16 protein-coding genes are annotated in these 23,784 nt (G+C 40.8%); 12 read left to right on the forward strand and 4 right to left on the reverse strand.

Features of this window, described 5'->3' with window-relative positions:
- Positions 1-84 precede the first annotated feature (84 nt).
- From DVR12_RS04050 to DVR12_RS04075, 7 genes are all read left to right on the forward strand, one after another.
- Positions 85-2,142 carry a tetratricopeptide repeat protein gene (locus tag DVR12_RS04050; protein WP_158563196.1) on the forward strand — a complete coding sequence of 686 codons (2,058 nt, stop codon included), beginning with the start codon at positions 85-87 and terminating at the stop codon, positions 2,140-2,142.
- A complete protein-coding gene (locus tag DVR12_RS04055; protein WP_116974158.1) occupies positions 2,142-2,525 on the forward strand; it encodes an SxtJ family membrane protein in 384 nt (127 codons plus the stop codon). Before DVR12_RS04050 ends, DVR12_RS04055 begins: the two co-directional genes overlap by 1 nt.
- 21 nt (positions 2,526-2,546) lie before the next feature.
- Entirely contained in the window at positions 2,547-2,696 is a 150-nt protein-coding gene (locus DVR12_RS28100) for a DUF5989 family protein (RefSeq protein ID WP_394337588.1), read from the forward strand.
- A 6-nt stretch (positions 2,697-2,702) separates the two neighbouring features.
- Complete coding sequence (locus tag DVR12_RS04060) at positions 2,703-4,550, forward strand: carbamoyltransferase family protein (protein WP_116974159.1); 1,848 nt, start codon at positions 2,703-2,705, stop codon at positions 4,548-4,550.
- A gap of 131 nt (positions 4,551-4,681) precedes the next feature.
- Positions 4,682-7,693: a SusC/RagA family TonB-linked outer membrane protein gene (locus tag DVR12_RS04065; RefSeq protein ID WP_116974160.1), complete on the forward strand. Its 3,012-nt coding sequence runs from the start codon at positions 4,682-4,684 to the stop codon at positions 7,691-7,693.
- A gap of 39 nt (positions 7,694-7,732) precedes the next feature.
- Positions 7,733-9,298 carry a RagB/SusD family nutrient uptake outer membrane protein gene (locus DVR12_RS04070; protein WP_116974161.1) on the forward strand — a complete coding sequence of 522 codons (1,566 nt, stop codon included), beginning with the start codon at positions 7,733-7,735 and terminating at the stop codon, positions 9,296-9,298.
- A 190-nt stretch (positions 9,299-9,488) separates the two neighbouring features.
- The gene (locus DVR12_RS04075; protein WP_233522124.1) at positions 9,489-11,738 is read left to right on the forward strand and encodes a GH92 family glycosyl hydrolase; all 2,250 of its coding nucleotides are present in this window, start codon (positions 9,489-9,491) and stop codon (positions 11,736-11,738) included.
- 87 nt (positions 11,739-11,825) lie between these two features.
- On the opposite strand, the gene DVR12_RS04080 is transcribed toward DVR12_RS04075, so the two are convergent.
- Both DVR12_RS04080 and DVR12_RS04085 read right to left on the reverse strand, forming a co-directional pair.
- A complete protein-coding gene (locus tag DVR12_RS04080; protein ID WP_116974162.1) occupies positions 11,826-14,387 on the reverse strand; it encodes a TonB-dependent receptor in 2,562 nt (853 codons plus the stop codon).
- A 317-nt stretch (positions 14,388-14,704) separates the two neighbouring features.
- On the reverse strand, positions 14,705-17,143 hold the full coding sequence (locus DVR12_RS04085; RefSeq protein WP_116974163.1) for a TonB-dependent receptor: 2,439 nt from the start codon (positions 17,141-17,143) through the stop codon (positions 14,705-14,707).
- Positions 17,144-17,365: 222 nt separating this feature from the next.
- Here DVR12_RS04085 and DVR12_RS04090 point away from each other — a divergent pair, with 222 nt between their 5' ends.
- The 4 genes from DVR12_RS04090 to DVR12_RS04110 all read left to right on the forward strand — a co-directional run bounded on the left by DVR12_RS04090 (position 17,366) and on the right by DVR12_RS04110 (position 20,528).
- A complete protein-coding gene (locus DVR12_RS04090) occupies positions 17,366-17,854 on the forward strand; it encodes a 2'-5' RNA ligase family protein (RefSeq protein WP_116974164.1) in 489 nt (162 codons plus the stop codon).
- Between the two features lie 36 nt (positions 17,855-17,890).
- Positions 17,891-18,394: a hypothetical protein gene (locus DVR12_RS04095; protein ID WP_116974165.1), complete on the forward strand. Its 504-nt coding sequence runs from the start codon at positions 17,891-17,893 to the stop codon at positions 18,392-18,394.
- Positions 18,395-18,717: 323 nt separating this feature from the next.
- On the forward strand, positions 18,718-19,392 hold the full coding sequence (locus DVR12_RS04105) for an ATP-binding cassette domain-containing protein (protein WP_116974167.1): 675 nt from the start codon (positions 18,718-18,720) through the stop codon (positions 19,390-19,392).
- Positions 19,392-20,528, forward strand: a complete 1,137-nt coding sequence (locus DVR12_RS04110) for a sialidase family protein (protein WP_116974168.1) — start codon at positions 19,392-19,394, stop codon at positions 20,526-20,528. Before DVR12_RS04105 ends, DVR12_RS04110 begins: the two co-directional genes overlap by 1 nt.
- Here the strand turns inward: DVR12_RS04110 and DVR12_RS04115 are convergent.
- Positions 20,518-21,258, reverse strand: coding sequence for an XRE family transcriptional regulator (locus DVR12_RS04115; RefSeq protein WP_116974169.1), 741 nt, complete (start codon positions 21,256-21,258; stop codon positions 20,518-20,520). The two genes, DVR12_RS04110 and DVR12_RS04115, sit on opposite strands and share 11 nt — an antisense overlap.
- A gap of 64 nt (positions 21,259-21,322) precedes the next feature.
- Complete coding sequence (locus DVR12_RS04120; protein WP_116974170.1) at positions 21,323-22,507, reverse strand: TlpA disulfide reductase family protein; 1,185 nt, start codon at positions 22,505-22,507, stop codon at positions 21,323-21,325.
- A gap of 418 nt (positions 22,508-22,925) precedes the next feature.
- Here DVR12_RS04120 and DVR12_RS04130 point away from each other — a divergent pair, with 418 nt between their 5' ends.
- Positions 22,926-23,690, forward strand: a complete 765-nt coding sequence (locus tag DVR12_RS04130) for a helix-turn-helix transcriptional regulator (RefSeq protein ID WP_116974172.1) — start codon at positions 22,926-22,928, stop codon at positions 23,688-23,690.
- Positions 23,691-23,784: the final 94 nt, after the last annotated feature.

Raw genomic sequence — 23,784 nt, forward strand, 5'->3', positions numbered from 1 at the left:
AAATTAAGAATTAATTAAAATTGGCTGGTTTGTTAGTGTATAATTAGTGCCGTTATTAAGGTGGTGGGTCTAAATTGCATGCAAATGAATAAGACTCGATTCCACGACAATGGCACTCAGGCCGTTTTATTACGACAAAGAAGAATACTGATGATTAAAATCATCAGTATTCTTTTTCCTTTTTTTATACTGGGTGCAGTGGAAGGGCTGTTACGTGTTTTTAATTATGGTCATGACCTGCAATTATTTATTACAGCCCCGGGTAAAGAAGATTATTATGTATTGAATCCTTCCGCCTCTCTGAAATATTTCTCTAACGAACAAATTGCAACAACCGGAAATAAGGAACTATTTAAAAAAGTAAAGGATACCAATTCCATCAGAATTTTTGTACTGGGCGAATCTACTACTATAGGCTATCCATATTTTCATAATGGTTCCTTTCATCGGTGGTTGCAATACCGGTTATGGCATAACTACCCTAATAAGCAATTTGAGATCATTAATATTTCACTAACAGGGGTTAATTCCTATACAGTCGCGGGTTTTGCAAAAGAAATAATTCCCTATCAGCCAGATGCGGTACTAATTTATACCGGCCATAATGAATATTATGGCGCACTGGGCGCCGGTAGTACCGATAAAGTTGCAGGTAGCCCTTTTATGATTAAACTGGTCCTGAAACTCAGAGAACTGAGATTAACACAACTTATTAGCAACACTTTTAATAAGATCAGGTTCCTTAATTCTACCACTAATTCCCCTGCCGACGGTAAAACAAGAATGGAATTAATGGTTGCCAATCAGCAAATACAGATCGGATCCGAACTTTATAAACGAGGTATAGAGCAGTTTACTAATAATATGGGCCAGGCACTGGGTGTACTGGATAAGGCTCATATACCTGTTTTTATTAGTAACCTGGTTTCCAGCGAATATGACCTCTTCCCGTTTATTAGTGCTCCGGTAGATAGTATTAAGTATCCCGACTTTAATAAATCATACCGTGAAGGCCAGGATCTTATCGCAAAGGGAGACAGCATCGCTGCACAAAAGGCATTTTTGTCAGCCAACAATATTTTTGGTCAACATGCCGGCTGTAACTATTACCTGGGTTTGCTTAGCTTAAACGCCCGTGATAGTGTTGCCGGCAAAGCTTATTTCGATAATGCAAGAGATTATGATGTGCTTCGTTTCCGCGCACCTTCAAAACTCAATGAAGTAATTGCTCAGTTGTGCACCAGATACAAACAAGCGCACCTGGTAGATGTCAGATCTGTTTTTGAAGTGAATTGCCTGGCACACATTATTGGTGAAAGTTTATTGTTAGAGCATGTGCATCCTAATTTAAGAGGATACTCGTTAATGTCGGATGCTTTTTATCAGGCATTAAAGCAGGAAGGAATATTACCTGAAAATACTGTTGAAACAATGGATTATCACCAGCTCAGAGCTAAAATGCCGCTAACAGCTGTTGATTCTTTGTCTGGTGCCTATAAAATTGCAAACCTTAAGAGAAGCTGGCCTTTCAATCAGGGCACCAATAATGATACTACGATAATCAACGGACCTGAAGAGCAATGGGCCTACGAGATTGCTTTCCGCCATACTTCCTGGGCTACTGTTATGAAAGAATTATTAACTAATTATAGCAGAACCCAGAATTGGAATGCAGCCGCAAAAGTATTATCAGCATTGGCTTTAGAAAATCCAACCGAACCGGTTTATTTCGAAGAAGCCGCCAATAATTATGGAAAGGCCGATAATTTACCTGAAGCAATGTGCTTCTTTCAACGCGCCTTTCTTCTGGCTCCATCATTCGATAAAGCAAGGATGATTTTCGTACTGGCATTACAACTGGATAAGCCTAAAGAAGCATTACCATATCTCGATTATGCCATTGCCAATAATGAACGGAAAATGGAGCTGCAAAAAGTCAGGACGCTGGTGTTGGAAGTGCTGGTATTGCAGGAAACCATCCAAAATGAACCAGGCAACCTGCATTTACTGAATCAGATTGCTACAGCATATTTTAAAATGGGAAATATAACAGGAGCTTCAAGATATGTAGATAAAGTATTGGAGAAAGAACCTAAAAATGCAGAAGCCCTGGCACTAAGTAACCAGTTAAAAAAGGCATAGTGATTAAAGGAGCTATTACGAAATCACAGGCGATGGAATTTGGTCAGGTAGCTGCATTGGCAGCTATGGTGGCCGGACTTTACTATCATAATTGGCAATTTGTGTTATTGGCTGTAACATGCTTGCTGATTACCATTCTGGCGCCGCGACTTTTTTCTCCATTGGCAAGAATATGGTTGGGATTTTCAGAGTTATTGGGGGTCGTTAATGTGCATATTCTACTCACCATAATATTTTCACTGATTGTTCTGCCCATAGGATTATGGAGAAGATGGCGCGGCCGTGATAGTTTATTGTTACGGCAATTTAAGAAAGGTAGTAATTCCGTAATGGTGAATTGCCAGAAAACATATAAACCAGCCGACTTACAACATACTTTTTAGCACAGCAATTATTATCGCGTTATGGAATTTTTACAGGAGCTTTTCTATTTTTTAAAAACGAGGAAGAAATTTTGGTTATTACCATTAATTGTCATTTTACTATTAATGGCAATCCTGGTGGCACTTACAAGCGTATCGGCCCTGGCACCATTTATTTATTCAATATTTTAAAATATTTTGACGGAAATCATTTTAGGGATATCAGCTTTTTATCACGACAGTGCTGCAGCTCTTATAATAAATGGAGAAATAATAGCCGCCGCACAGGAGGAGCGTTTTACCCGAAAGAAACATGATGAATCATTTCCCGTCAATGCTATAAATTATGTTTTACAGGAAGCTGGTATTTCAGCTTCCGATATCACAGCCGTCGCATTTTATGATAAACCACTCCTGAAATTCGAGCGACTGCTGGAAACATACCATGCCTTTGCGCCCAGAGGTCTCAGAAGTTTTCTTAAAGCTATTCCAGTATGGCTGAAAGAAAAAATTTTCATGAAAAGGCTCTTAAAAAAAGAACTTAAGAAATTAAATACCACTAATAAACCACTATTTTTTCCGGAGCATCATTTGTCGCATGCCGCAAGTGCATTTTATCCTTCTCCTTTTTGTGAAGCAGCAATTCTTACGGTAGATGGAGTAGGAGAGTGGGCTACAACTACTATTGCCTATGGAAAAGAAAAAGATATTACACTATTAAGTGAACTGAAATTTCCTCATTCCCCTGGTTTACTTTATGCTGCCTTTACCTATTTTTTAGGATTCAAAGTAAATAGTGGAGAGTATAAAGTGATGGGCCTGGCACCTTACGGACAACCGGATCACTCTCAAACACTATTATTTAAAGAGATAATTCTTACTCACCTGGTAGATATTCGTGAGGATGGTTCCATATTATTAAATATGGATTATTTTGATTTTGCTACTGGCATGACCATGATTGTAAAACATAAATGGGAAAAGCTTTTTGGAATGCCGAAGCGTGAAGAAGAATCAGAGATCACCTTAGTACATCAGAATCTGGCCCTGGCTATTCAACAGGTAATGGAAGAAATAGTAGCGCTGCTTGTACAAACCGCCGCCAGACTAACAGGTAGTAAGAAATTAGTGATGGCAGGAGGGGTGGCACTCAACTGTGTGGCCAATAGTAAAATTGCGGCTGCCGGCTACTTCGATGAAATCTGGATCCAACCGGCTGCCGGAGATGCTGGTGGTTCTTTGGGCGCTGCTTTAGCTGCCCATCATATAGGGTTACAGAAAGATAGAGTTGTTGAAACTACGGATAAAATGAAAGGGGCATTTCTTGGACCAGAATACTCAGGAAAGGATGTACGAAAGTTGATTCAACGATTCGGTGCTACTGCTAATGATGTAACTAATTTTGAAGAATTAACAGCACTAATTAGTGGTCATTTAGCGGATGGTAAAGTGATTGGCTGGTTTCAGGATCGAATGGAATTTGGTCCGCGTGCTTTAGGCAACAGAAGTATTCTGGCCGATCCCCGTCGAATTGAGATGCAACAGCAACTCAATTTAAAAGTAAAATTCAGGGAAGGTTTCAGACCATTTGCTCCTTCAATATTAGAAGAAGATCTGCAGGATTATTTCAATATAACTATTCCATCTCCATATATGCTGCATGTCGGTAAGCTTAAATCCAGCTATCACACACGCACAACAGAAGAACCTGCTACAACAATTTTCGAAAGGTTGTATCAGGAACGTTCAATGTTTCCTGCTATTACGCATGTCGATTTTTCAGCTCGTGTACAAGTCGTTTCTGCCACCATGCATCCAAAATTCTACGAACTTATTAAGAGTTTTAAGAAACTTACAGGATGTCCTATGGTGGTGAATACCTCTTTTAATGTAAGAGGAGAACCAATTGTTAATACTCCTGAAGAAGCATTTCTTGCATTTATGAAATCAGGAATCGACTATTTAGTAATAGGAAACTACGTATTTGATCGCTTGCAACAGCCTACATTGCCAGATTCAGTATTTCCGGTGTTTTCGGCCGACTAATTAAGAAAAAATTTTTAAAAAAAAGTTAACATTAATGGTTTTGTTAGTTCAATATTAGGTCATTTGTTAGGTGTTAGCGGCTTACTTCGCATTCATTATTTTTTCTTATCAATCGAAATATCGCTCGCGTTATGAAAAGATTACTATTGCTGATGCTTCTAGCATCGGGCCTCCTGCAGGCCTATGCCCAAAAGCAGTTGACCAAGGGTAAAGTGACGGATGAAACCGGACAGCCATTACCTGGTGCAACTGTAAGACTAAAGGGGTCAACCACAATCTCAACTTCCACGGATGGAAAAGGTGAATTCCAAATTTCAACAGGCGATCAATCTTCCGCTGTTCTGATCATTTCCTATATTGGATATCTTCAGAAGGAAGTAACCGCAACTCAGGGCGGTTCTGTATCGGTGCAATTGCAATCCGATTCTAAATCCTTACAGGATGTTGTAGTAGTAGGTTACGGTGTTCAAAAGAAAAGAGACGTAACTGGTGCTACAAGTAGCATTAAGGCAGTTGACATTGCCAAGAGACCATTAACAAGAGTAGAACAGGCCTTACAAGGTACTACCTCTGGTGTTACTGTTCAGAGTAACAGCGGACAACCTGGTAGAGGTCTGAGCATCCGCGTTCGTGGTACCAGCTCAATCAGTGGCGGAAACGAACCACTGTATGTAATTGACGGCTATATCGGTGGTAACATCGAATCTGTAAGTATGGCCGACATCGAGTCAATGGAGGTATTAAAAGATGCATCTGCAACTGCTATCTATGGTTCCAGAGGTTCTAATGGTGTTGTATTGATCACCACTAAATCCGGTAAAGTTGGTAAACCAAGAGTAGATGCAAGTGCATGGTTCAGCCAGGCTTCTCTGCCTAAAAAACTGGATCTGTTGAATGCTTATGAATTTGCTGTTCAGGCAAATAAGCAGGCAACTCTGGGTAATACTACTCCTCCTTATTCACAAGCTAAACTGGATGAATTACAAAAGAATCCTAATGGTACCGATTGGCAGGATGCTGTAACTCAGAAACCATTTGTTCAGAACTATCAGGTAAGTCTTTCTGGTGGAAATGAAGGCGTAAAGTATTATTTCTCTTACAACAATATCAACCAACCTGGTTTGATCATTAACCAATGGTATAAGAGAAATACTATCAGAGGTAACGTAGATGCTCAGGTAACTCCGAAATTGAATTTCAAATTTGGTGTTACCGCTGTATTACCTCAGAGCCGTAATACTGGCTATGCTGGTGATATCACCGATCCATTTGCACAATCTTACCAATGGGATCCTACCAGCCCTATTTTCGATGCTAATGGCAACTACATTAAAAGATCCTCAAGAGGTTCTAACCAGTTCAATCCGGTTGCCAATGCAATGAACAGAATGGCTGATGGTACTACCACCAACGTTACTGTAAATGGTGTTGCTACTTATAAGATTCTGAAAAACCTGACTTTCACATCTAATAATAGCTATGAACTGCAGAACCAAATGACTCAAACCGTATTACCTAAATTAACAAATGAAGGTGATGTAGGTAACGATTATGCTCAGGTTGAAAATAGCAGATATCGTAGCTGGCAGAATAGTAACTTCCTGACCTATAACAACCAATTCGGTGATCATAGTCTGACAGTTACTGCATTATTCGAGCAAGCTTCCCGTAATAACAACTACTCTAAAGCACAGGCTAAAAACCTTTCTTCCTACGGTAACGGATACTATAACCTCGGTTTAGGTAAAACTCAGCTCACTACCAGTAGCTTCTGGGAAGATGCTTTGATCTCTTACATGGGTAGAATCAACTATGCTTTTAAAGATAAATACCTGTTGACAGCTTCCGTTCGTACAGATGGTTCTTCCCACCTGACCAACAAGTACTCAACTTTCCCTTCTGTTGCTTTGGGATGGGTGATCGACAAAGAAAACTTCATGCCTGTTAGCAATACACTGACTGGATTGAAACTTCGTCTGAGCTACGGTCAAACTGGTAACCAGGCCGTTCCTGCTTACTCTACAATCGCAAGAGTTAGCTCTGGTGGTCCTTCTTACTACTTCGACGGTGTAACTCCTAGCATCTCTACTCCATTAGGTACTCCTGTTGCTTTGGGTCTGAAATGGGAAAGAACCGCTACTTACGACGTTGGTTTGGATGCAGAATTCTTCAAAGGTCGTTTAACCTTTGTGTTTGATGCTTATGACAGAAAGATTACTGACCTGTTATACGACCGTCCGGTTGATCAGTATAAAGGTGGTGGATCTTACAAAGCCAACATCGGTACTCTCAGCAATAAAGGTCTTGAATTCAATGTTGGTGGTATTCCTGTTATTGCTGGTAAATTCAAATGGAGCAGCAATTTCAACATCTCCTTCAACAGAAACAAAGTGCTTGATCTGGGTGGTTTAGATAAAATCATCGTAAATAACATCGGGTCTGCTCAACAAGGTTCTGCTATCCTGAAAGTAGGTGAATCATTAGGTAGCTTCTATGGCCTGAAATTCCTGGGAACATGGAAAACTTCAGAAAAAGCTGAGGCAGCCAGATATGGTACTTTGCCTGGATATGCTAAATACGAAGACATCGACCAAACTGGCGAATCTAAAGACAAAATTGATGATAAAGACCGTCAGATTATCGGAAATGGTATGCCTAAATACACTTTCGGTTTCAATAACGACTTTACATATGGTAACTGGAGCCTGAACGTATTGTTCGCTGGTTCTCAAGGTAACCAGATTCTCTCTTCTACCTTACCTTATACTATCGGTAACCTGGGTGATGCTCGTGATGCAACTTCTCACCTGGTTGATAATATGTGGAGCGATAAGAACGAAACTGATGTTCCTCTTTACAAATCTAAAAATGAATTAAATAGCAGCCGTTGGGTATTTGATGCTAGTTATATTAAACTGAAAAACATTGCACTGACTTACACTATCCCGGAAAGATTGTTAAGCAGAGTGAAATTCCATAGCCTGGATATCTTCGCAAGTGCTCAAAACATCTGGACAATCACCAAATTCCCTGGTTATGATCCTGAGGTTACCAACAGCACTAACGCTATTACCCAAGGTCTGGAAACCGGTGTGATTCCTAACCCTAAAACCTATACTATAGGATTAAGACTGGGATTATAATTGATTACGAACAGAAAGGTTTTTCTAAAATTTACTACAATGAACGCAAAATATTATTTAATACCGTTAGCAATTGCAGCTGTGCTGGGAACTGCGTCCTGCGTGAAACTGACGGAAGATCCAAAGGGCGATCTTACTGCTAAGAGCTATTTTACTTCACAGAATGATTTGGATGCTTCTGTTAGTTCTATCTATCAAAGATTGAGCGTTGATGGTGCATGGGCTTTTACCAATAAAAGCACTTCCTACTTCGGAGCTGATGACCTTACTACCGATCCGGGTTTGAATAAGCAAGATTTCAGAGAATTCGACAAACTGGAAGGTACTGCTATCAATGGTAGTATCAGAGCTCAGTGGTCTGGCCCCTGGTATGCAATTTACCAGGCCAATAACGTACTGGCAAACTATGAAAGGGTTCCTACCATCGATGATAATGCAAAGCTAGCGGTTACACGCTCTGTAGGTCAGGCTTACTTCCTGAGAGGTTTAAGCTACTTTATGCTGGTAAGAACTTTTGGTAATATTCCATTAGTTACCAAACCACTGGCAACCGACGACAGACCGGTACAGGTTGGTCCTGATAAAATCTATGAATTGATTATCAGCGATCTGAAAACTGCTGCTTCTATGTTACCGGACAAATGGGATGGTAAAGATATCGGCCGCGCTGGTGCTTTAGCTTCAAGAGCTTTGCTGGCAAATGTATACCTGACAATGGCAGGTTGGCCTTTAAACCAGACTTCTAACTTTGCTCTGGCTGCAGCGGAAGCAGATGCTGTTATTAAATCTAAGAAATACGAATTGGTTCCTGAGTATGCTGATGTTTTCACTACTAACTTCAACTCAGAAGCAATCTTTGGTATCGTATTCAATGTAGGTGGTAATGCTCCTAACCGCTCTTTCGGTTCTACTTCCGTTCCTTTGGAAGAAAGTGGTGCTGATGGTTCCGGTGGATGGGATGACTTCTATCCTGAAGTAAACTTCTATCTGGCTGCCCCTCAATGTAAACGTACGGATGCCACTTTCTACACCACTTTCAAATTGAAAGATGATAAAGGAAAGTTCAGACAAGTTCCATGGAGCAGTGCTGAAACCCGCGTACAACACCCTTATTACAAAAAGTTCCGCGCTGGTCTTGCTGGTGATGGTGTGAGAGAAACAGCAACAGAAATCCTGACTATTCAGCCTAGTACAAATAAAACTACAGATGTAATCCGCTATGCTGAAACACTGTTAACCTATGCTGAAGCTTCTGCAATGGCTACAGGAAATCCATCAGGTGATGCTTACAACGCTATTAACCTCGTTAGACACCGTGCCGGATTGCCTGATTTAACACCAGGTTTATCTGCCGCAGCTTTCCGTGATTCTATCACTTTCGAACGTAAATATGAATTTGCCGGAGAATTTGGACAACGTTGGTTCGATATTGTTCGCTTACAATTACTTCCTAAAGTTATCAGCGAACGTAGTAAGGATGATAAAGTTGAGCAAAACCAGTTGAATGAAAAGTATGCTGGTACCCCGGCAACCCGCTATTATGCGCCGATTCCTTTCAACGATTTGGTTCAGAATCCACAATGGAATCAAAACCCAGGATACTAATAAATTCCTGATTTGACCGATGTTTCTCGCAGAGGGGCAAAGCGAGGCAAAGAATGCATAAGATTGTTGATATACTTTAATTACAATAATCATCTTATTATTCTTTGCCTACGTTGCTTCTTTGCGAGAAATATTTTGTTAATTAGAGCCGCGCAGGAATTCTAAGTTTCCCTCGCACAAACTTTAGTGAATGAAAAAAAGAACATGGAAGCTTTGCAACTTAATGTTGCTGGCACCCTTTGCATGCTTCGCTAGTGGTAAAGCTATAGTAAAAGATTCCCTCCCGGCAGGCAAACAAAACATCGATTTTATTGATCCTACTATCGGTAACGTAGGGCAATTACTGGAACCTACCAGACCCACCGTGCAATTACCCAACCAGTTGATCCGGTTTACTCCTCAGCGTAAAGATTATATGGACGATCAGATTTCTGATTTCCCATTAAACGTTGTATCCCACAGGCTTGGTCAGGTTTTCTCTATTAAACCAGCTATCGGTAAAATATCTGCCGCTTCCTGGGCTGATAGATTGGCGTACGATCATAATCTGGAAGTAAACAAACCCTGGTACTACACTACCTGGCTACTTAATGAGGAGGTAAATGTTGAATTTACTGCGGGTAAAAAAACCGGTTTTTATCGTTTCCGATTCCCTCAAGGTAAATCTAAGGCTTTACTGCTCGGTGTATATAATGATGGCAATGCCAATTATCAATTCCTCCCAGGCAATGCAATCAGTGGTCAGGAAACATACAACGGTGATGTAAAGGTCTATTTGTATGGCGTATTTAGTGAAGCTGGTACTCCTGGTACCTTAGAGCAAGGACAACTAACGAACAATAAAAATATTTCAGGTAACGGTATTAAAGCGTATGTTACCTTCCCTGAGCAGACTAAGGAAGTTACCCTGAAATACGCAATTAGTTATATCAGCCCGGAACAGGCTAAAAAGAATTTCGAAGAAATCAGTAAACAAAACTTCGATGCTGTTTCCAATGCCGGCAAAAAAGCCTGGAACGATGTAATGTCTCAAATCCAGGTAAAAGGCGGTACTCCTGCCCAACTCCGGTCTTTCTATACTGCTTTATACCGCTGCTACGAAAGAGCCATAGATATCACAGAAGACGGACAATATTACAGCGGTTTTGATAAACAAATTCATAAAGACACTCGTCCGTTTTATACAGACGACTGGACCTGGGATACTTATCTGGCCCTTCATCCATTACGCACCATCCTCAACCCGTCCAGAGAAGAAGATATGCTGCAATCTTTTGTACGCATGTACGATCAGAGCGGATGGATGCCTACTTTCCCTGTATTGTTCGGGGATCACGCATGTATGAATGGCTTCCACTCAAGCGTTGTTTTACTGGATGGCTACAGAAAAGGCCTCCGTAACTTCGATGTAGAAAAAGCTTACGAAGGGATGCGCAAAAACGCCACCGAAGCTACTATGCTGCCTTGGCGCAACGGTCCTAAAACTTCCCTGGAAGATATCTACTACACAAAAGGATATTTCCCGGCTTTAAGACCTGGTGAGAAAGAAACCGAACCTCTTGTTCACTCCTTCGAAAAAAGACAGGCTGTTGCCGTAACATTAGGCGCCGCATATGATGATTGGGCCCTGGCAGAATTGGCTGGTGATCTTAACAAAAAAACAGATCAACAATTATTTGCTCCACGTGCCAAAAACTATAAAAACCTGTGGAACGCAGATAAACAATTCTTCCTGCCTAAAGATAGCAAGGGTGACTGGATCGATATTAATGTTAAGTACGACGGTGGATTAGGTGGTCGTGAATTCTATGATGAGAATAACGGCTGGACTTACCTCTGGCAGGTACAACAGGATATTCCAGGTCTCATTGGCTTAATGGGTGGCAAGCAATCATTTGAAAACAGATTGGATCAATTGTTCCGCGAGTCACTGGATATGTCGCGCTACCAGTTCTGGAGTAAATTCCCTGATGCAACCGGCCTGGTTGGACAGTATTCTATGGGTAACGAACCTAGTTTCCATATCCCTTATTTATACAACTATACCGGGGCACCATGGAAAACTCAGCAACGTATTCGCTTCCTGTTAGATACCTGGTTTAAAGACAATATCTTTGGTATTCCCGGAGATGAAGATGGTGGTGGAATGTCTGCCTTTGTTGTATTCTCTTCAATGGGTTTCTATCCTGTTACTCCTGGTCTTCCGGAATACACAATTGGTAGCCCGGTATTTGAAAAAGTTAGCATCGCTTTACCAAATAAAAAGCAATTCACCGTTGTTGCTCATAACAGCTCTTCAGTGAATAAATACATTCAGCAAGCTAAATTCAATGGCAAACCATTAAATAAACCAACTTTCACCCATCAGCAACTGGTTGATGGTGGTACACTGGAATTATTTATGGGCCCTAAGCCTAATAAAAGCTGGGGTGTAGAATAAAAAGATTATGTAATGATAAGAGGGGCCGACCAAAAAGTTTTACTTTTTGGTCGGCCCCTCTTTAATTCGGTAATATCTGCCGAAGGCTTAGTTGGAAGGACTGAAGTTATAACGGATAGTGATACCATAAGTGCGCGGATCACCCAGCACTGCGGCATACTGACCAGCATTGCCTGCTGCTACCAGTAATTGTTCGAAGTAATTTTTGTTGAAGAGATTCCGACCCCAAACAAATATGGATACCCCTTTTGCAGCTCTGAATCCAAGGCGTCCATTAACCAATGCATAACCATCAATATTGAGGTAAAGAGAAGGAGAGGGGCTGGATGAAAATTCAGTGCGGTAGTAACCATCAAGTGCTAAGAAGAATCTGCCTCCCTGGCCAAGGAATTTTCCACCAATAGATGCTTCACCGCCAAGTGAACCTGCCCATTTGGAAATGCCTGGTAGTCTGCTGCCTGAAATATCTTTAAAAGCAGAAGGGGCACCAGTTTCCTCCAGCGGCACCGGTGCATTTATAAAGGATTTGTATTTACCATCGGTATAAGATGCAGCACCAAAGAGAGAAAAATGATCATTGAAACGGATACTTCCATCAAGTTCTGCTCCACGTACCTGTACTTTTTCGGCATTTGCCAGATAACCACGGTTTACCCCCAGTTCTGCAGTTTGTACCTGTGTCTGGAAATCTTTGATATCAGTATTGTAAACAGCCAGGTTGAGGGTAGAGGAGGCAGATGGAGTGGTTTTAATACCTACTTCAAAGTGCTGAACATATTCCGGTTTTATTTGTGCCAGTTCAAGCATTGGTTTTCCACCGGAAGTAGGTAATCCTCCAAGGTTAAGTCCTACTGGCTTGTAATTGGTGGAAAAGGTAGCGTAGGTATTGATGTTTTTGTTGGCTTTAAATGCAACGGTTAATTGACCACTCAGGTTGGTGTTGTCGGTGTTTGCTGCAAATACCTGGTCGGTATACACGAGATTTTTTAATGCCAGCAGGGCCGGATCTTCGGTTTGCAGTCCACCATATGTTTTACGGTTGAAGTCAAGCTTTTTTTCATCGTAGTTATATCTTAAACCCGGGAGTACGTGCAGCTTTTCGGTAATGGCCCAATCCAGCTGCCCAAATACTGCCGCGCTGTATGTTTTCAACTGGGATGTGGTACGGATGCCAAAGCCATCGAATAATCCGGGGGTTTTCCATAATTCACTGGTGGTAGATTGGGAGAAACGCCATTGGTCAGATCCTGATTCTTCGATATGTACCGGATCGGTTTTCAGATCCTGTCCGATCACGAATGCACCGATAACGCCACTCAGTTTAGAAGAGAAATTACCGGCATAACGTACTTCCTGCGACCATTGTTGATGCTTGGAAGTTGCCTGAGATAAGGATAGTACAGATAACGCTGTAAAATCACGATCGTTGGAAGGATCCCAGTTCCAGTAACGCCAGGCAGAAGTAGCCGTGAGCGTACCACCACCGATTTTTGCATCCACGTTTACTGATAAGCCACCCTGGTCATTATTAGAGCGCCAGGGGGTATTATGGTCGATCAACCGGTCGAAGGGGTTTCGGCTTGGTAGTTCATAGTGGAGGTCAGCGATAATGTTATCGAACTGTCTGTAAGCAGGGCGTTGTGTTTTCACGACTCCCGCGATTACCTGTGCATATCCTTCCGGACGTTGTCTGGAGGCATCTCCGACCAGGGTGATGTTTACACGTTCTGAAGCGGTATACAGGAGCTGTGCCCGGCCTCCGATATTGTTCAAGCCATTGACATGCCGCTGAGTAAGCACGTTATAAAGGGTACCATCGCGTTGAGTACCGGAAAACGAAATCTTTCCTGCCAGCTTATTCACAATCTTCCCGGTTACGGATGCCTTAGCCTGAATATATCCATAGTTGCCGTAGCTCACCTCCGCGGTAGCACCGGGAGTAAAGGTAGGTTTACGGGTGGTGATGTTCAGAGCACCTGCAGTTGTGTTTTTACCAAACAGGGTACCTTGTGGGCCACGTAATACTTCAATCTGTTCTACATCAACGAAGTCAAATGTGGTGGCTGCCGGACGTGCATAATACACACCGTCAAGGTAAAAGCCAACACCCGGATCAATACCATCGTTAGTGAGGCCAAAGGTGGAACCCAGACCACGAATATTGAGCGTAGTGTTGCGTGGATTGGAGGAATAGAGTTGTACTGATGGAATCAGTTCTTTCACCCTGTTTACGTTAAAAGCGCCGGCATCCTCTACCACGCCACCACGTATAACGGAAATGGCTATAGGAACATTTTGGATTTTCTCATTCCTGCGACGGGCCGTAACAGATACTTCATTAATCTGGCGGTTGTCTATTTTGAGTATCACCTCCAGGTTAGTGTGGTTTTGCTCTGTTACTTCCACTTCACGGGTGGCAAAACCAATGGAACTAACGGTAATGGTAATGGGGAACGGGGCATAGGTCCGCAAACTAAATTCTCCTTTATTGTCTGCAATTGCGTGGTTGGTGGAGCCTTTCAGGCTGATCGTTGTGCCGGGTACCGGGCTGCCTTCTTCTCCTTTTACAATACCCTTAATAACTTTTTGGGCAATGGCGGCATTTACCGCGAAGGTCATAAGGAAAAGTAACGGTAGTAGTCTTTTCATGTTAATTTATATAGGTGATGTAAAAATATTGTTTGGTTGACGCTACATTAGTCTATTTAGTCTACTGATTTAGTGGACAAATATACTAAGGGATGTTTATTTTCATAACTTTTTTTTATCCAATCGTAAATTTTACCGGAAATCGCAGTACTAGTGGTAGGGGGATCAATTCTTTAGGCGGGAAAAAATAAATAGAAGAGGGATGACTAAAAGTTGAAATGCCCCCGAAAGCAACTAACTTTCGGGGGCATTTCAGCCAATTTTTTTCTGGTATTCGATGAAAGCAGCGATTTACGATGCTTTATATTCAAATTATTTTAGAAGTTGAATGTTACGTTGGCAGACAATCTTCTTGGTAATTGCTTCTCTACGGTAGTCCATCCTCCAAAATATTCCTTATTGGTAAGGTTATCCAGTTTCAAGGCAAGTCTGTATGCTTTCACCTGGTAGAAGATGCTGGCATTTAGTACGGTGTAGGATGGTAAGGTGAAAATTCCGGTAACGGCTGAATTGGTGATCATATTCTCACTAGCATAATTACCGCCAAATCCAAAACCTAATCCGTGTACCGCTCCTTTGGTAGCAGTATAGCTCAACCACCAGTTGGCAAGGTGTTTAGGACCTGCACTCACCGGGCGTCTGCCTTCTACATCTTCATCTGCATCTATCATTTTACTATCGTTATATCCATATCCGGCAACAATATTTAAACCTGGAAGCGGATTGGCTACTAAATCAAATTCGGCACCTTTACTTCTTTGTTTACCATCCTGAATAGTATAATTGTAGGTAATTCCATCTTTTACAATGCTGGCACTTCTCGTCATATTAGTTACAAGAATGTTATAGTAGCTTGCTGTCATGGTCAAGCGATTCTTGAGCAGATCTAATTTTACGCCACCTTCAATCTGGTTGGCCTGTTGTGGCTTCAGATTACCGCTTAATTCAGGTAGTGGTTGCACTATAGGAGCCAGATTACTGAATCCGTTCATATAGTTGGCAAACAAACTAACTTTTTCAGGAACGATTTCGTATGATAAACCAAATTTTGGAGATACAGCTGTCTGACTGAAACCATCGTCATATTTCTCACTGGTTGTATAATCTTTGGTAGGCTTGTTTACAAAATGATCTATTCTCACACTGGCCATAGCTGCCAGGTTTTTAGTGATATTCAGAACATCTGAAATATAGGCACTGTAAGTATAGTTGGTGAGATCGTTATGAGAGCCTGGAGAGGTTGCTGCTGCAAGTTTTGCATCTACAGCCTGGCGATTAAGCATAGAATAACGAGGGTCCTGCTTATTTACTGCGCTTACTAAATCGAAGAGCAGGTAAGGGGAATTGTCGTTATACGTATTTACGCTAAGGAAGTCGAGACCCATAACCACCCTGTTGCGTAACGAACCCAGTTTAAAATCACCTATGAAATTCTGTTGTACATCTGTTGTAGTGGTAGTAGAATTTTGATGATAAACAAAGCGGCTCAATAATGAATCATTAGGCTTATGTACTGTATTATCTCCCTGGTCGAGGAACATTACATAAGAAAAATAACCATTACTTTTTCTGCTACTTCTCGAAACATTGGTTTGAGAGGTCCACTTATCTGAGATCTTATAGGTAGCCTGACCGAATAAGTTTACGGTAGGGTTCTTATAGGTAATATCATTGCTGGTAAATGAACGGTTAAAATCCATTCCTAATTCAGCAGGATTGGTTGCAATTAATTTACGGTAACGGTTCAGGAATACCATGAGAGTATTAGTACTCTCTCCATTAAAGAATTCTGTATTCACGTTGAAAGTAAGCCTGTCGTTCACTTTGTAAGTCAGATTGGGAGAAAGGAAGAACGATCTTCTGAATCCTGCATCCTGGAAACTGTTTTCTGAATGATAGGCAGCATTGGTACGTAGGAGTACTGACTTATCTTTAGTTAATGGAGTATTAAAGTCGGCGGTAATTCTGTTTAATCCAAAACCTCCACCAGTGTAGCTGATTTCGCCGCCAAAAACATCATAAGGTTTTTTGGTTACAATATTAATCAACCCGCCGAAGGAGATAAGGCTACTTCCAAACAAGGTTCCTGAAGGGCCTTTGATTACTTCAATCCGATCAACATCTGCCGGATCTATATTTCCATTGGAAATACCGGCAACCCCATTAATCATGGATGGCTGAACGGCGAATCCGCGCATGGAGTAATATCCTGCTCCATCTGTTGGACGGCCGGTAGATGACCATAATTTACTTACTCCCGGTGCATTCTTTAAGGCATCATCAAAACCTGTAATGACTTGTTGTTTGAGCAGGTCTTTACCAATAACATTATAAACCTGTGGATTTTCAAGGTACTTGAGCGGTAATTTTGCTACCTGCTCACTTTCCTTATTGGCCAGTTTATTTTTTCCGATAATTGTTACTTCCGTAAGTTGTGTTTTGGAAACCTGAAGTTGTAAACTAACATCCGAAGTTTGGTTGCCTCCAACTGTAACAGTTTTAGATAAAGGCTCATAACCTACTAATGATACTTCCAGCGTATGTGGCCCTGTGGATACACGTCTGAAGGTAAATTCACCTTTCTCGTCGGTAACGGTACCTCTGCTGTTTTGCTTAATTTGAACGGTTACAAAGGCAGCAGGTTCTCCATCACTGGTAGTGATTTTACCTTTAATTGTACCAGTAGATGTCTGTGCTTTAGTTATAACGGAGAAGCTAAATAATAATAAAAAGAAGGAGGTAAAATACTTTCCCATGATTCTTGATCTTTTGCTTTTTGGACTACTAATCAGGGTGCAAAATTGGAAAGTTAGGATCGCATATAATGGTCCAATCAGGAAAAGTTTTTACGCGATCAGGAAAATCTAAAATTACAAGATGTAGATTTATTTATCCGTAAATAGTTGATTTGTAGGATATAATGAAGATTTTCTCTTTATTTATTTGAAGAATTTCCAGTACCTTCAACTTTTATTTTTATGGCAGCATTAGGAGCTCAAATCACCCTTGAATTATCTGCAACAGATATGTTGTTTTTTAATGAAGAGAGAAAACGATATTATCCGGCGCATGCCAATAAAATGCCTGCACATCTCACCTTAATTTACCATGTATTATTTTCTTCCCTTGAGCAACTCGAAAATTTGACCTGCCGCTCCATTCCGGTTTTCGATATCAGCATCTCCGATTTGGCCTTATTTAAAAATGGAGTAGCTTATTCTATTACCTCAGAAAGTTTAATACAATTACATAGTTGCCTGTGCTCTCAATTAGAATTCGGATTAAGCAGTCGGGATAAAGAAGCGTTCCTCCCTCATATCACCATCTGCAACCAGGTGACTCCTTTTAAAGCCCAACGAACCTACGAACGCCTAAAACAGGAATTCACTCCCTTCACTGCCAGGGCAATTGGAATAACCCTGAACTTTCGAAATCAGGAACCAATCTTCCAACAATTTGATGTATAGAATTTTAATTATATATTTGGCGCCTGAGAAACGCCTATGAAAAAACTTTACCTATTAACCAGCTTTACGCTGTTATTTGCCAATTCCCTATTTGCCCAGCAACAATCAGTTAATCCAGGGCTGAGAGCTAAAGCAATTATCCAGTTCACAAGGGTCTTAACAGAAGCCGCTACGGCCTATCCTCCTCAATTATCCCATGAAACGGATGCCGATGGGAAAATAGATGCCCCATTTCGGATCGATGACAAGGGAATTTTGTCCGTTACTTTCAGATACCCGGTAGGAACCAGTTTTGCGCTAAGCAAAATGACTGTGCCGGTCGATTCTCTGAAAACTGTATTTAACGATTATTATGTAGGATTTGAATGTAGCGCCGATGTTGTTACCATCTCGGAAGGAGAGGTGGGCAGCCGTGAATTAAAGAACTCCTATAATACCATGATGTTTCATATCGCAAGGCCGGGTGACGGGCCACAAGGTGGTAAGATTAAAGCAAGACTCGAACAAGGATTACAAACTTTCAGGGATACATATAAATAGTTATATTGCGATAACGTTATCGGCTATATGAGAATTATATGGTTATTCTTTAAAGGATTATTTCTTGCCAACTTTTCAATCTCATTAATGATTGGTGCTCTGGGAGCCTTGGATGGAGGACTGGATGGCTATTTGACGACTTTTGCAAAAACATTTTTAACTATAGGTTTCGCTTTAACAGTGTTTTTTTATAACCTGAGGTATAAAAATTATTACTTTTTCTATTACAATAATCATTTCTCAAAGATCAGTTTATACGTATATACGTCACTGTTAAATCTGGTGGTTGTAGGACTGATATTTCTGATTAAATATATAATAGGATGGTGCATCAGTTAGTAGCAGATGGGATTGTAAAATCCTGGGATCTCCGTCAATTACTCACCGATTGTTACATGACCTGTTCAACCGGTGAAATAGTTGGACTATTAGGAAGAAATGGTTGCGGAAAGTCTACCATGCTTCAAATTGTATTTGGAACCCTGGAGTCGGAACAATGCAGGGTAAAAGTAGACGGACAGCTTTACAGGAAGCCCTATAAAGCGAGAGATCTTATAGCTTATCTGCCGCAGGGCAACTTTGTACCAAGGCATTTAAAGGTGGCAGATCTGGTAAAGTTATTCCCCGTTTCTGCGGTCAATGCTGCAAAGTTTTTATCCAATCCCCGGATCTCCCAAATTCAGGATCTTAGGATCAGCGAACTGTCGGGCGGCCAGGAGCGATTTGTAGAGATTATGCTAATCCTTCATAGCAGCGCTAAGTTTATTTTGCTGGATGAGCCTTTCAATGCTTTAGACCCTATCATTAAAGAAGAAGTAATAGCTATTATCAGAAGCCATACACACCAGGGAATTATACTAACGGACCATGACTATACGAATGTTTTGGCTGTTAGTACCCGGATTATGTTATTGAATGAAGGGGCATTAAAGCAGATCCAGGATTTGAAGGAGTTGGAATGGTATAAATATTTGCCGGAGAATACTATTTTAGGTTGATGAAAAAGCTATCCATAATATTTTTTCTTTTTGTTGTTTGCATCTCTTCGTATGCCCAATCTGTTGCCGTATTCACCTCCGGTCGGGATGGATATGCCAGTTTTCGTATCCCGGCTGTTATTAAACTGAAGGATGAGATACTAGCTTTTGCTGAGGGGCGTGTAAACAATTCCGGAGATTTTGGCAATATAGATATCGTGATGAAACGGAGTGTTGATGGTGGTAAAACCTGGAGTGCTTTAAATAAAATTGTTGACAATCAGGAATTGCAAGCAGGTAATCCGGCTCCGGTGGTAGACTATCTGGACCCCAACTATCCGGGTGGCAGAATTTTTCTTTTTTATAATACCGGAAACAACGGGGAAGGGGAAGTCAGAAAAGGAAAGGGCAGCAGGGAGGTATGGTTTATTACTTCAACGGATGCAGGTAAAACCTGGTCGGCCCCCCAGAATATAACGGCTTCGGTACATCATTCTTCGGAGTATGAGACAAATGGAGACTGGAGAAGCTATGCCAATACTCCCGGCCATGCCATGCAGATGACTACCGGTAGGTATAAAGGCCGGATTTATGTTGCGGCAAACCATTCAGAAGGTGGGCCCAAGCGCGATTTTACAGATTATAAGGCACACGGATTTTATACAGATGATCATGGAAGTACCTTTCGGCTGGGGGCCACATTACCTTTTGAAGGGTCAAATGAATCAACAGCTGCAGAACTATCAGGAAGCAGATTGATGCTGAACGCCCGTAATCAGCGTGGCAATATCAAAGCCCGGGTCATTGGAATCAGTGACGACGGAGGTGAAACCTGGTCAAAAACCTATGTAGATTATCAGCTTCCTGATCCTGTATGTGAAGGCAGCCTGTTACATATAGGATGGAAAAAAGGAAAATCGGTCTTAGCATTTAGTAATGCAGCAGACACCACGAACCGCGACAGGCTTACTCTTCGTATTAGTACTGACGACGGAAATTCCTGGTCGCAGCATTATCTGGTAGCCGCTGGAGAGCAGCCCGATAATGGCTTTATTGCGTATTCAGATCTGGTACAGATTTCGAAACGCTCGATAGGAATACTGTATGAAGCGCATCACTATAAGGAGATCCTATTTACCAAAGTGGCTATACGTTAGGAATCTCCTTACTTAAATAGCCAATAAAGGTCCATATTTCCAGTACATCCCCGATCGATACTTCCATTTCGGGATAAGCCGGATTCAACGATTGTAAGGTTAATGTTCCGTTCTTACGGATATGATTACCGACAATCTTGAAAACTATATCTTCTTCACTGCCTTTTAATATTAAGACACAAGGAGTGTTGTTTTTAATATCTGACCAGTCTTGCTGATATTGCGCAATAACATGGCTGCCATGAGGAATAGGCTCCATAGAATCGCCCGAGATGGGAAACATACGGATTGTTTTTCCTCTTGGAAGTTCGGGTAATGAAAATTTGGGGAGATTAGCTATGAAATCAGGATCTGTAAATCCGTTTCTGTAGCCCGCTTTAGCCTTAGCAGGCACATATTCCATATTCTCTTCATTCTGCTGATCTACTGTTATAGGTAATACACGTATGTGCTTGCCGGTTAGATCTAGTTGTTTTTTGATGATAGTTTCCAGCTCAGCATCCGGGAAAATGGATAGATCTGTTTTTATGAAATAGTCGATTGGTATTTGAAAGTAGTCTGCAATCAGTACCAGGTCTTCCATGCGTGGATTTTTTGTTTTTCCGCTTTCCTGGGAAGTTATTTTGTTTCTGTTTAATCCTAACAGAACGGCAAGTTTTAATTGCGATAGTTGTTGCTTGTTTCTAAGCCATTTTAGATTTGACGCCCAGTAAAAGGGTTGTTTCCCCATGTATTATATATTTATAATAAATTATATTTATAATAGACAAGGGCAAATGTAGCTTATTTTTGTTTTAATTTGAGCTTTCAGAAGTAGTTTCAGCTGTTTCAGGTTTAGGATATCTCATTTTGGTAAGTTCTGTTTTAAGGCTATCTATAGGAAAGTTTTTATTGAAGATATTTCCGTTATTATCGATCAGGTAAACTTGTGGAAGTGTGAGTATATTATATGTTTTGGCGGCATCATTTCGTTGGTGGGAAGGATCGCCGAGGTTGGTCCATACCATTTGATCTTTATTGATAGCCTCAAGGATGGCATTTTTTTCAGCAGGTGGATCTACAGTTATACTTATAATGGTAAAGTTGCTATCAGCGTACTGTTTATAGGTTTCGGCCATTACCTGATGAGCGCTTCTGCTATAATTATTGTAGGTGGCCCAAAAATCAAGCAATATGTATTTGCCTATGAAATCTGATAGTTTAACTATTTTGCCTGATTTCAGCTCTTTCACCTCAAAGTCCGGAGCTTTAGCACCAATCAGCAGGTTCATTCCTCTATCAAGTTCTTCTTTAAATAAACGTGCTTCAAGTGTATTCTTAACAGAAGGGTCTAGTGTTTCAAAAATTGCTGATACACTAACCGGATCGTAGGTATATCCAGCTATCTCTTCCAGTGCAAATAAACTGTAAAAGGATTTTTTGTGTTCACTTATATATTTTTGCTGAAGCATTTTCCTGGCATTCAGCGATAGTTGATAACGAACATATAGTTCCTGTTCCTTTTCCGGATCGTTTTTCTTCTCAGCCCGCATGGTTGCTATCTGCAATTCCATCTTATCCATGGTTTTGGTAGCGTCTTTCAGGAGTGCCCTGTAGCTCTTTTCCTGGTCATTTATTTTAGAAGAAACAGAAGCATTTTTTAATAAATCTTTGCCACTGACTTTTATTTCACAAGGTTCTAACACAAATATTCGAATGTTGTTCTTATATTGAATTGTGATAGGAGCTTTGTCATTTGGTTGAATATTGTTTATAAACAGAGATGCCTTGATAGGTCCTTCCACAGTGCCTTCAAAGTGAAATTGATGGTCGGTGATTGTTGTTGAGTCCATTGTCATTACATCGTCTATGACTGTAGTAAGATAGATTTTGGTTGGTACATCAATCTTATCCATTCGGCCATTGATAACATATTTGTTTCCCTGTGAAAAACTAAAATAGGGCCAGCTCAACAATGAGATTAATATTATTCTTTTCATAAGATTATGATGTGTTATAAAGTATAAAACTATCAACAAAAATAATTTTAACTGTTAGTCAATAGTTTGTTAATACGTGAATAACAAAAACCTGCTGATATGTCTAATCACAATAGGTCGCCTCATATCCTAAATACATCAACCAATTTATTGGGATTTTGTTTGATTATTATTACATCAATTAAATTAACTGGCTTCAGCCAAACTACAGTAATCGACGATTTTACAGGCGTGGCGGCACTTTTGCTCATGGCGAGCAGTTTATTATCTTTTTTATCAATGAGAAGCCAGCGGCCAATTTTAAGCAGCAGAATGGAAACGATTGCCGACTATACCTTTTTAATAGCACTTATTTGTTTAAGTATTACAATTGTTTTAGTATCTTTTAATCTATTGGGATAAGTAGCCGTTGAAGCCTATGAAAATACAGTTATACGAAGAAGCAAAAAAGATTTGGCGCATAATGTCAGATAGTCAGGAACCCCCTGACCTGTCACTGGGAATGGAAATTCATAAAAAACTCCTTGGCTTTTTTCAGGTAGGTGATTTCTATTATTTCATCTTTAATCTGGTCAGAGGAGAGCTGGATTACATGCACCATGGCATTTCTAAAGTACTGGGGTACTCCCCTGAAAATACCTCAGTTGCCTGGTTAATCGACCTGATACATCCGGACGATCTACCCTGGTTTCTCGATTTTGAAAATACAGTTGTGGACTTTTTCTATAACCTGCCTCCGGATGAAGTGATGCTTTATAAAGTCAGATATGATATACGTTTCAGGAAAGCAAACGGGGAATATATCAGACTGCTGCAACAAAGTATCCCTATTCAGGCAGACGAATATGGAATCTTATTAAGATCATTGGTTGTTCATACTGATATTTCCCATCTCAAAAGTAGCGGGCCTCCTGTTTTATCACTCATCCGACTTGATGAGGATCAGAAGGAAGTTCAGATACCAATTAAAAAAGTCCTTTCCCCGATGCCGGTTAGCCTAACCAAAAGGGAGAAAGAAGTATTGCAACTTATGCTTACCGGAATGACCCGCCATCAGATTGCCGATCATTTATGTATCAGCAAACAAACAGTAGATCAGCATCATAAAAATATGCTCAAAAAAGCTGGCCTCACCACTTCCGCAGCTTTACTTATTAAAGCAGTGCAGGAGGGGTGGCTGTAAGAATTCTTGGTTATATTGTTCCTTTTATTTATTATTGCCACCATAATCATATTATATAGCCAGCGATTATAGGATAGTCAACCAAGCTAGGATA

The organism is Chitinophaga silvatica (assembly GCF_003419895.1).
In the GTDB taxonomy this organism is placed as follows: domain Bacteria; phylum Bacteroidota; class Bacteroidia; order Chitinophagales; family Chitinophagaceae; genus Chitinophaga; species Chitinophaga silvatica.

What these genes read in the sequence shown, in the direction of transcription:
- DVR12_RS04090 (WP_116974164.1), top strand. Translation starts at nt 17,366, where the DNA reads ATGGCAGCATTAGGAGCTCAAATCACCCTTGAATTATCTGCAACAGAT.
- DVR12_RS04080 (WP_116974162.1), bottom strand. Translation starts at nt 14,387, where the DNA reads ATGAAAAGACTACTACCGTTACTTTTCCTTATGACCTTCGCGGTAAAT.
- DVR12_RS04075 (WP_233522124.1), top strand. Translation starts at nt 9,489, where the DNA reads ATGAAAAAAAGAACATGGAAGCTTTGCAACTTAATGTTGCTGGCACCC.
- DVR12_RS28100 (WP_394337588.1), top strand. Translation starts at nt 2,547, where the DNA reads ATGGAATTTTTACAGGAGCTTTTCTATTTTTTAAAAACGAGGAAGAAA.
- DVR12_RS04070 (WP_116974161.1), top strand. Translation starts at nt 7,733, where the DNA reads ATGAACGCAAAATATTATTTAATACCGTTAGCAATTGCAGCTGTGCTG.
- DVR12_RS04085 (WP_116974163.1), bottom strand. Translation starts at nt 17,143, where the DNA reads ATGGGAAAGTATTTTACCTCCTTCTTTTTATTATTATTTAGCTTCTCC.
- DVR12_RS04105 (WP_116974167.1), top strand. Translation starts at nt 18,718, where the DNA reads ATGGTGCATCAGTTAGTAGCAGATGGGATTGTAAAATCCTGGGATCTC.
- DVR12_RS04065 (WP_116974160.1), top strand. Translation starts at nt 4,682, where the DNA reads ATGAAAAGATTACTATTGCTGATGCTTCTAGCATCGGGCCTCCTGCAG.
- DVR12_RS04115 (WP_116974169.1), bottom strand. Translation starts at nt 21,258, where the DNA reads ATGGGGAAACAACCCTTTTACTGGGCGTCAAATCTAAAATGGCTTAGA.
- DVR12_RS04050 (WP_158563196.1), top strand. Translation starts at nt 85, where the DNA reads ATGAATAAGACTCGATTCCACGACAATGGCACTCAGGCCGTTTTATTA.
- DVR12_RS04110 (WP_116974168.1), top strand. Translation starts at nt 19,392, where the DNA reads ATGAAAAAGCTATCCATAATATTTTTTCTTTTTGTTGTTTGCATCTCT.
- DVR12_RS04120 (WP_116974170.1), bottom strand. Translation starts at nt 22,507, where the DNA reads ATGAAAAGAATAATATTAATCTCATTGTTGAGCTGGCCCTATTTTAGT.
- DVR12_RS04095 (WP_116974165.1), top strand. Translation starts at nt 17,891, where the DNA reads ATGAAAAAACTTTACCTATTAACCAGCTTTACGCTGTTATTTGCCAAT.
- DVR12_RS04130 (WP_116974172.1), top strand. Translation starts at nt 22,926, where the DNA reads ATGAAAATACAGTTATACGAAGAAGCAAAAAAGATTTGGCGCATAATG.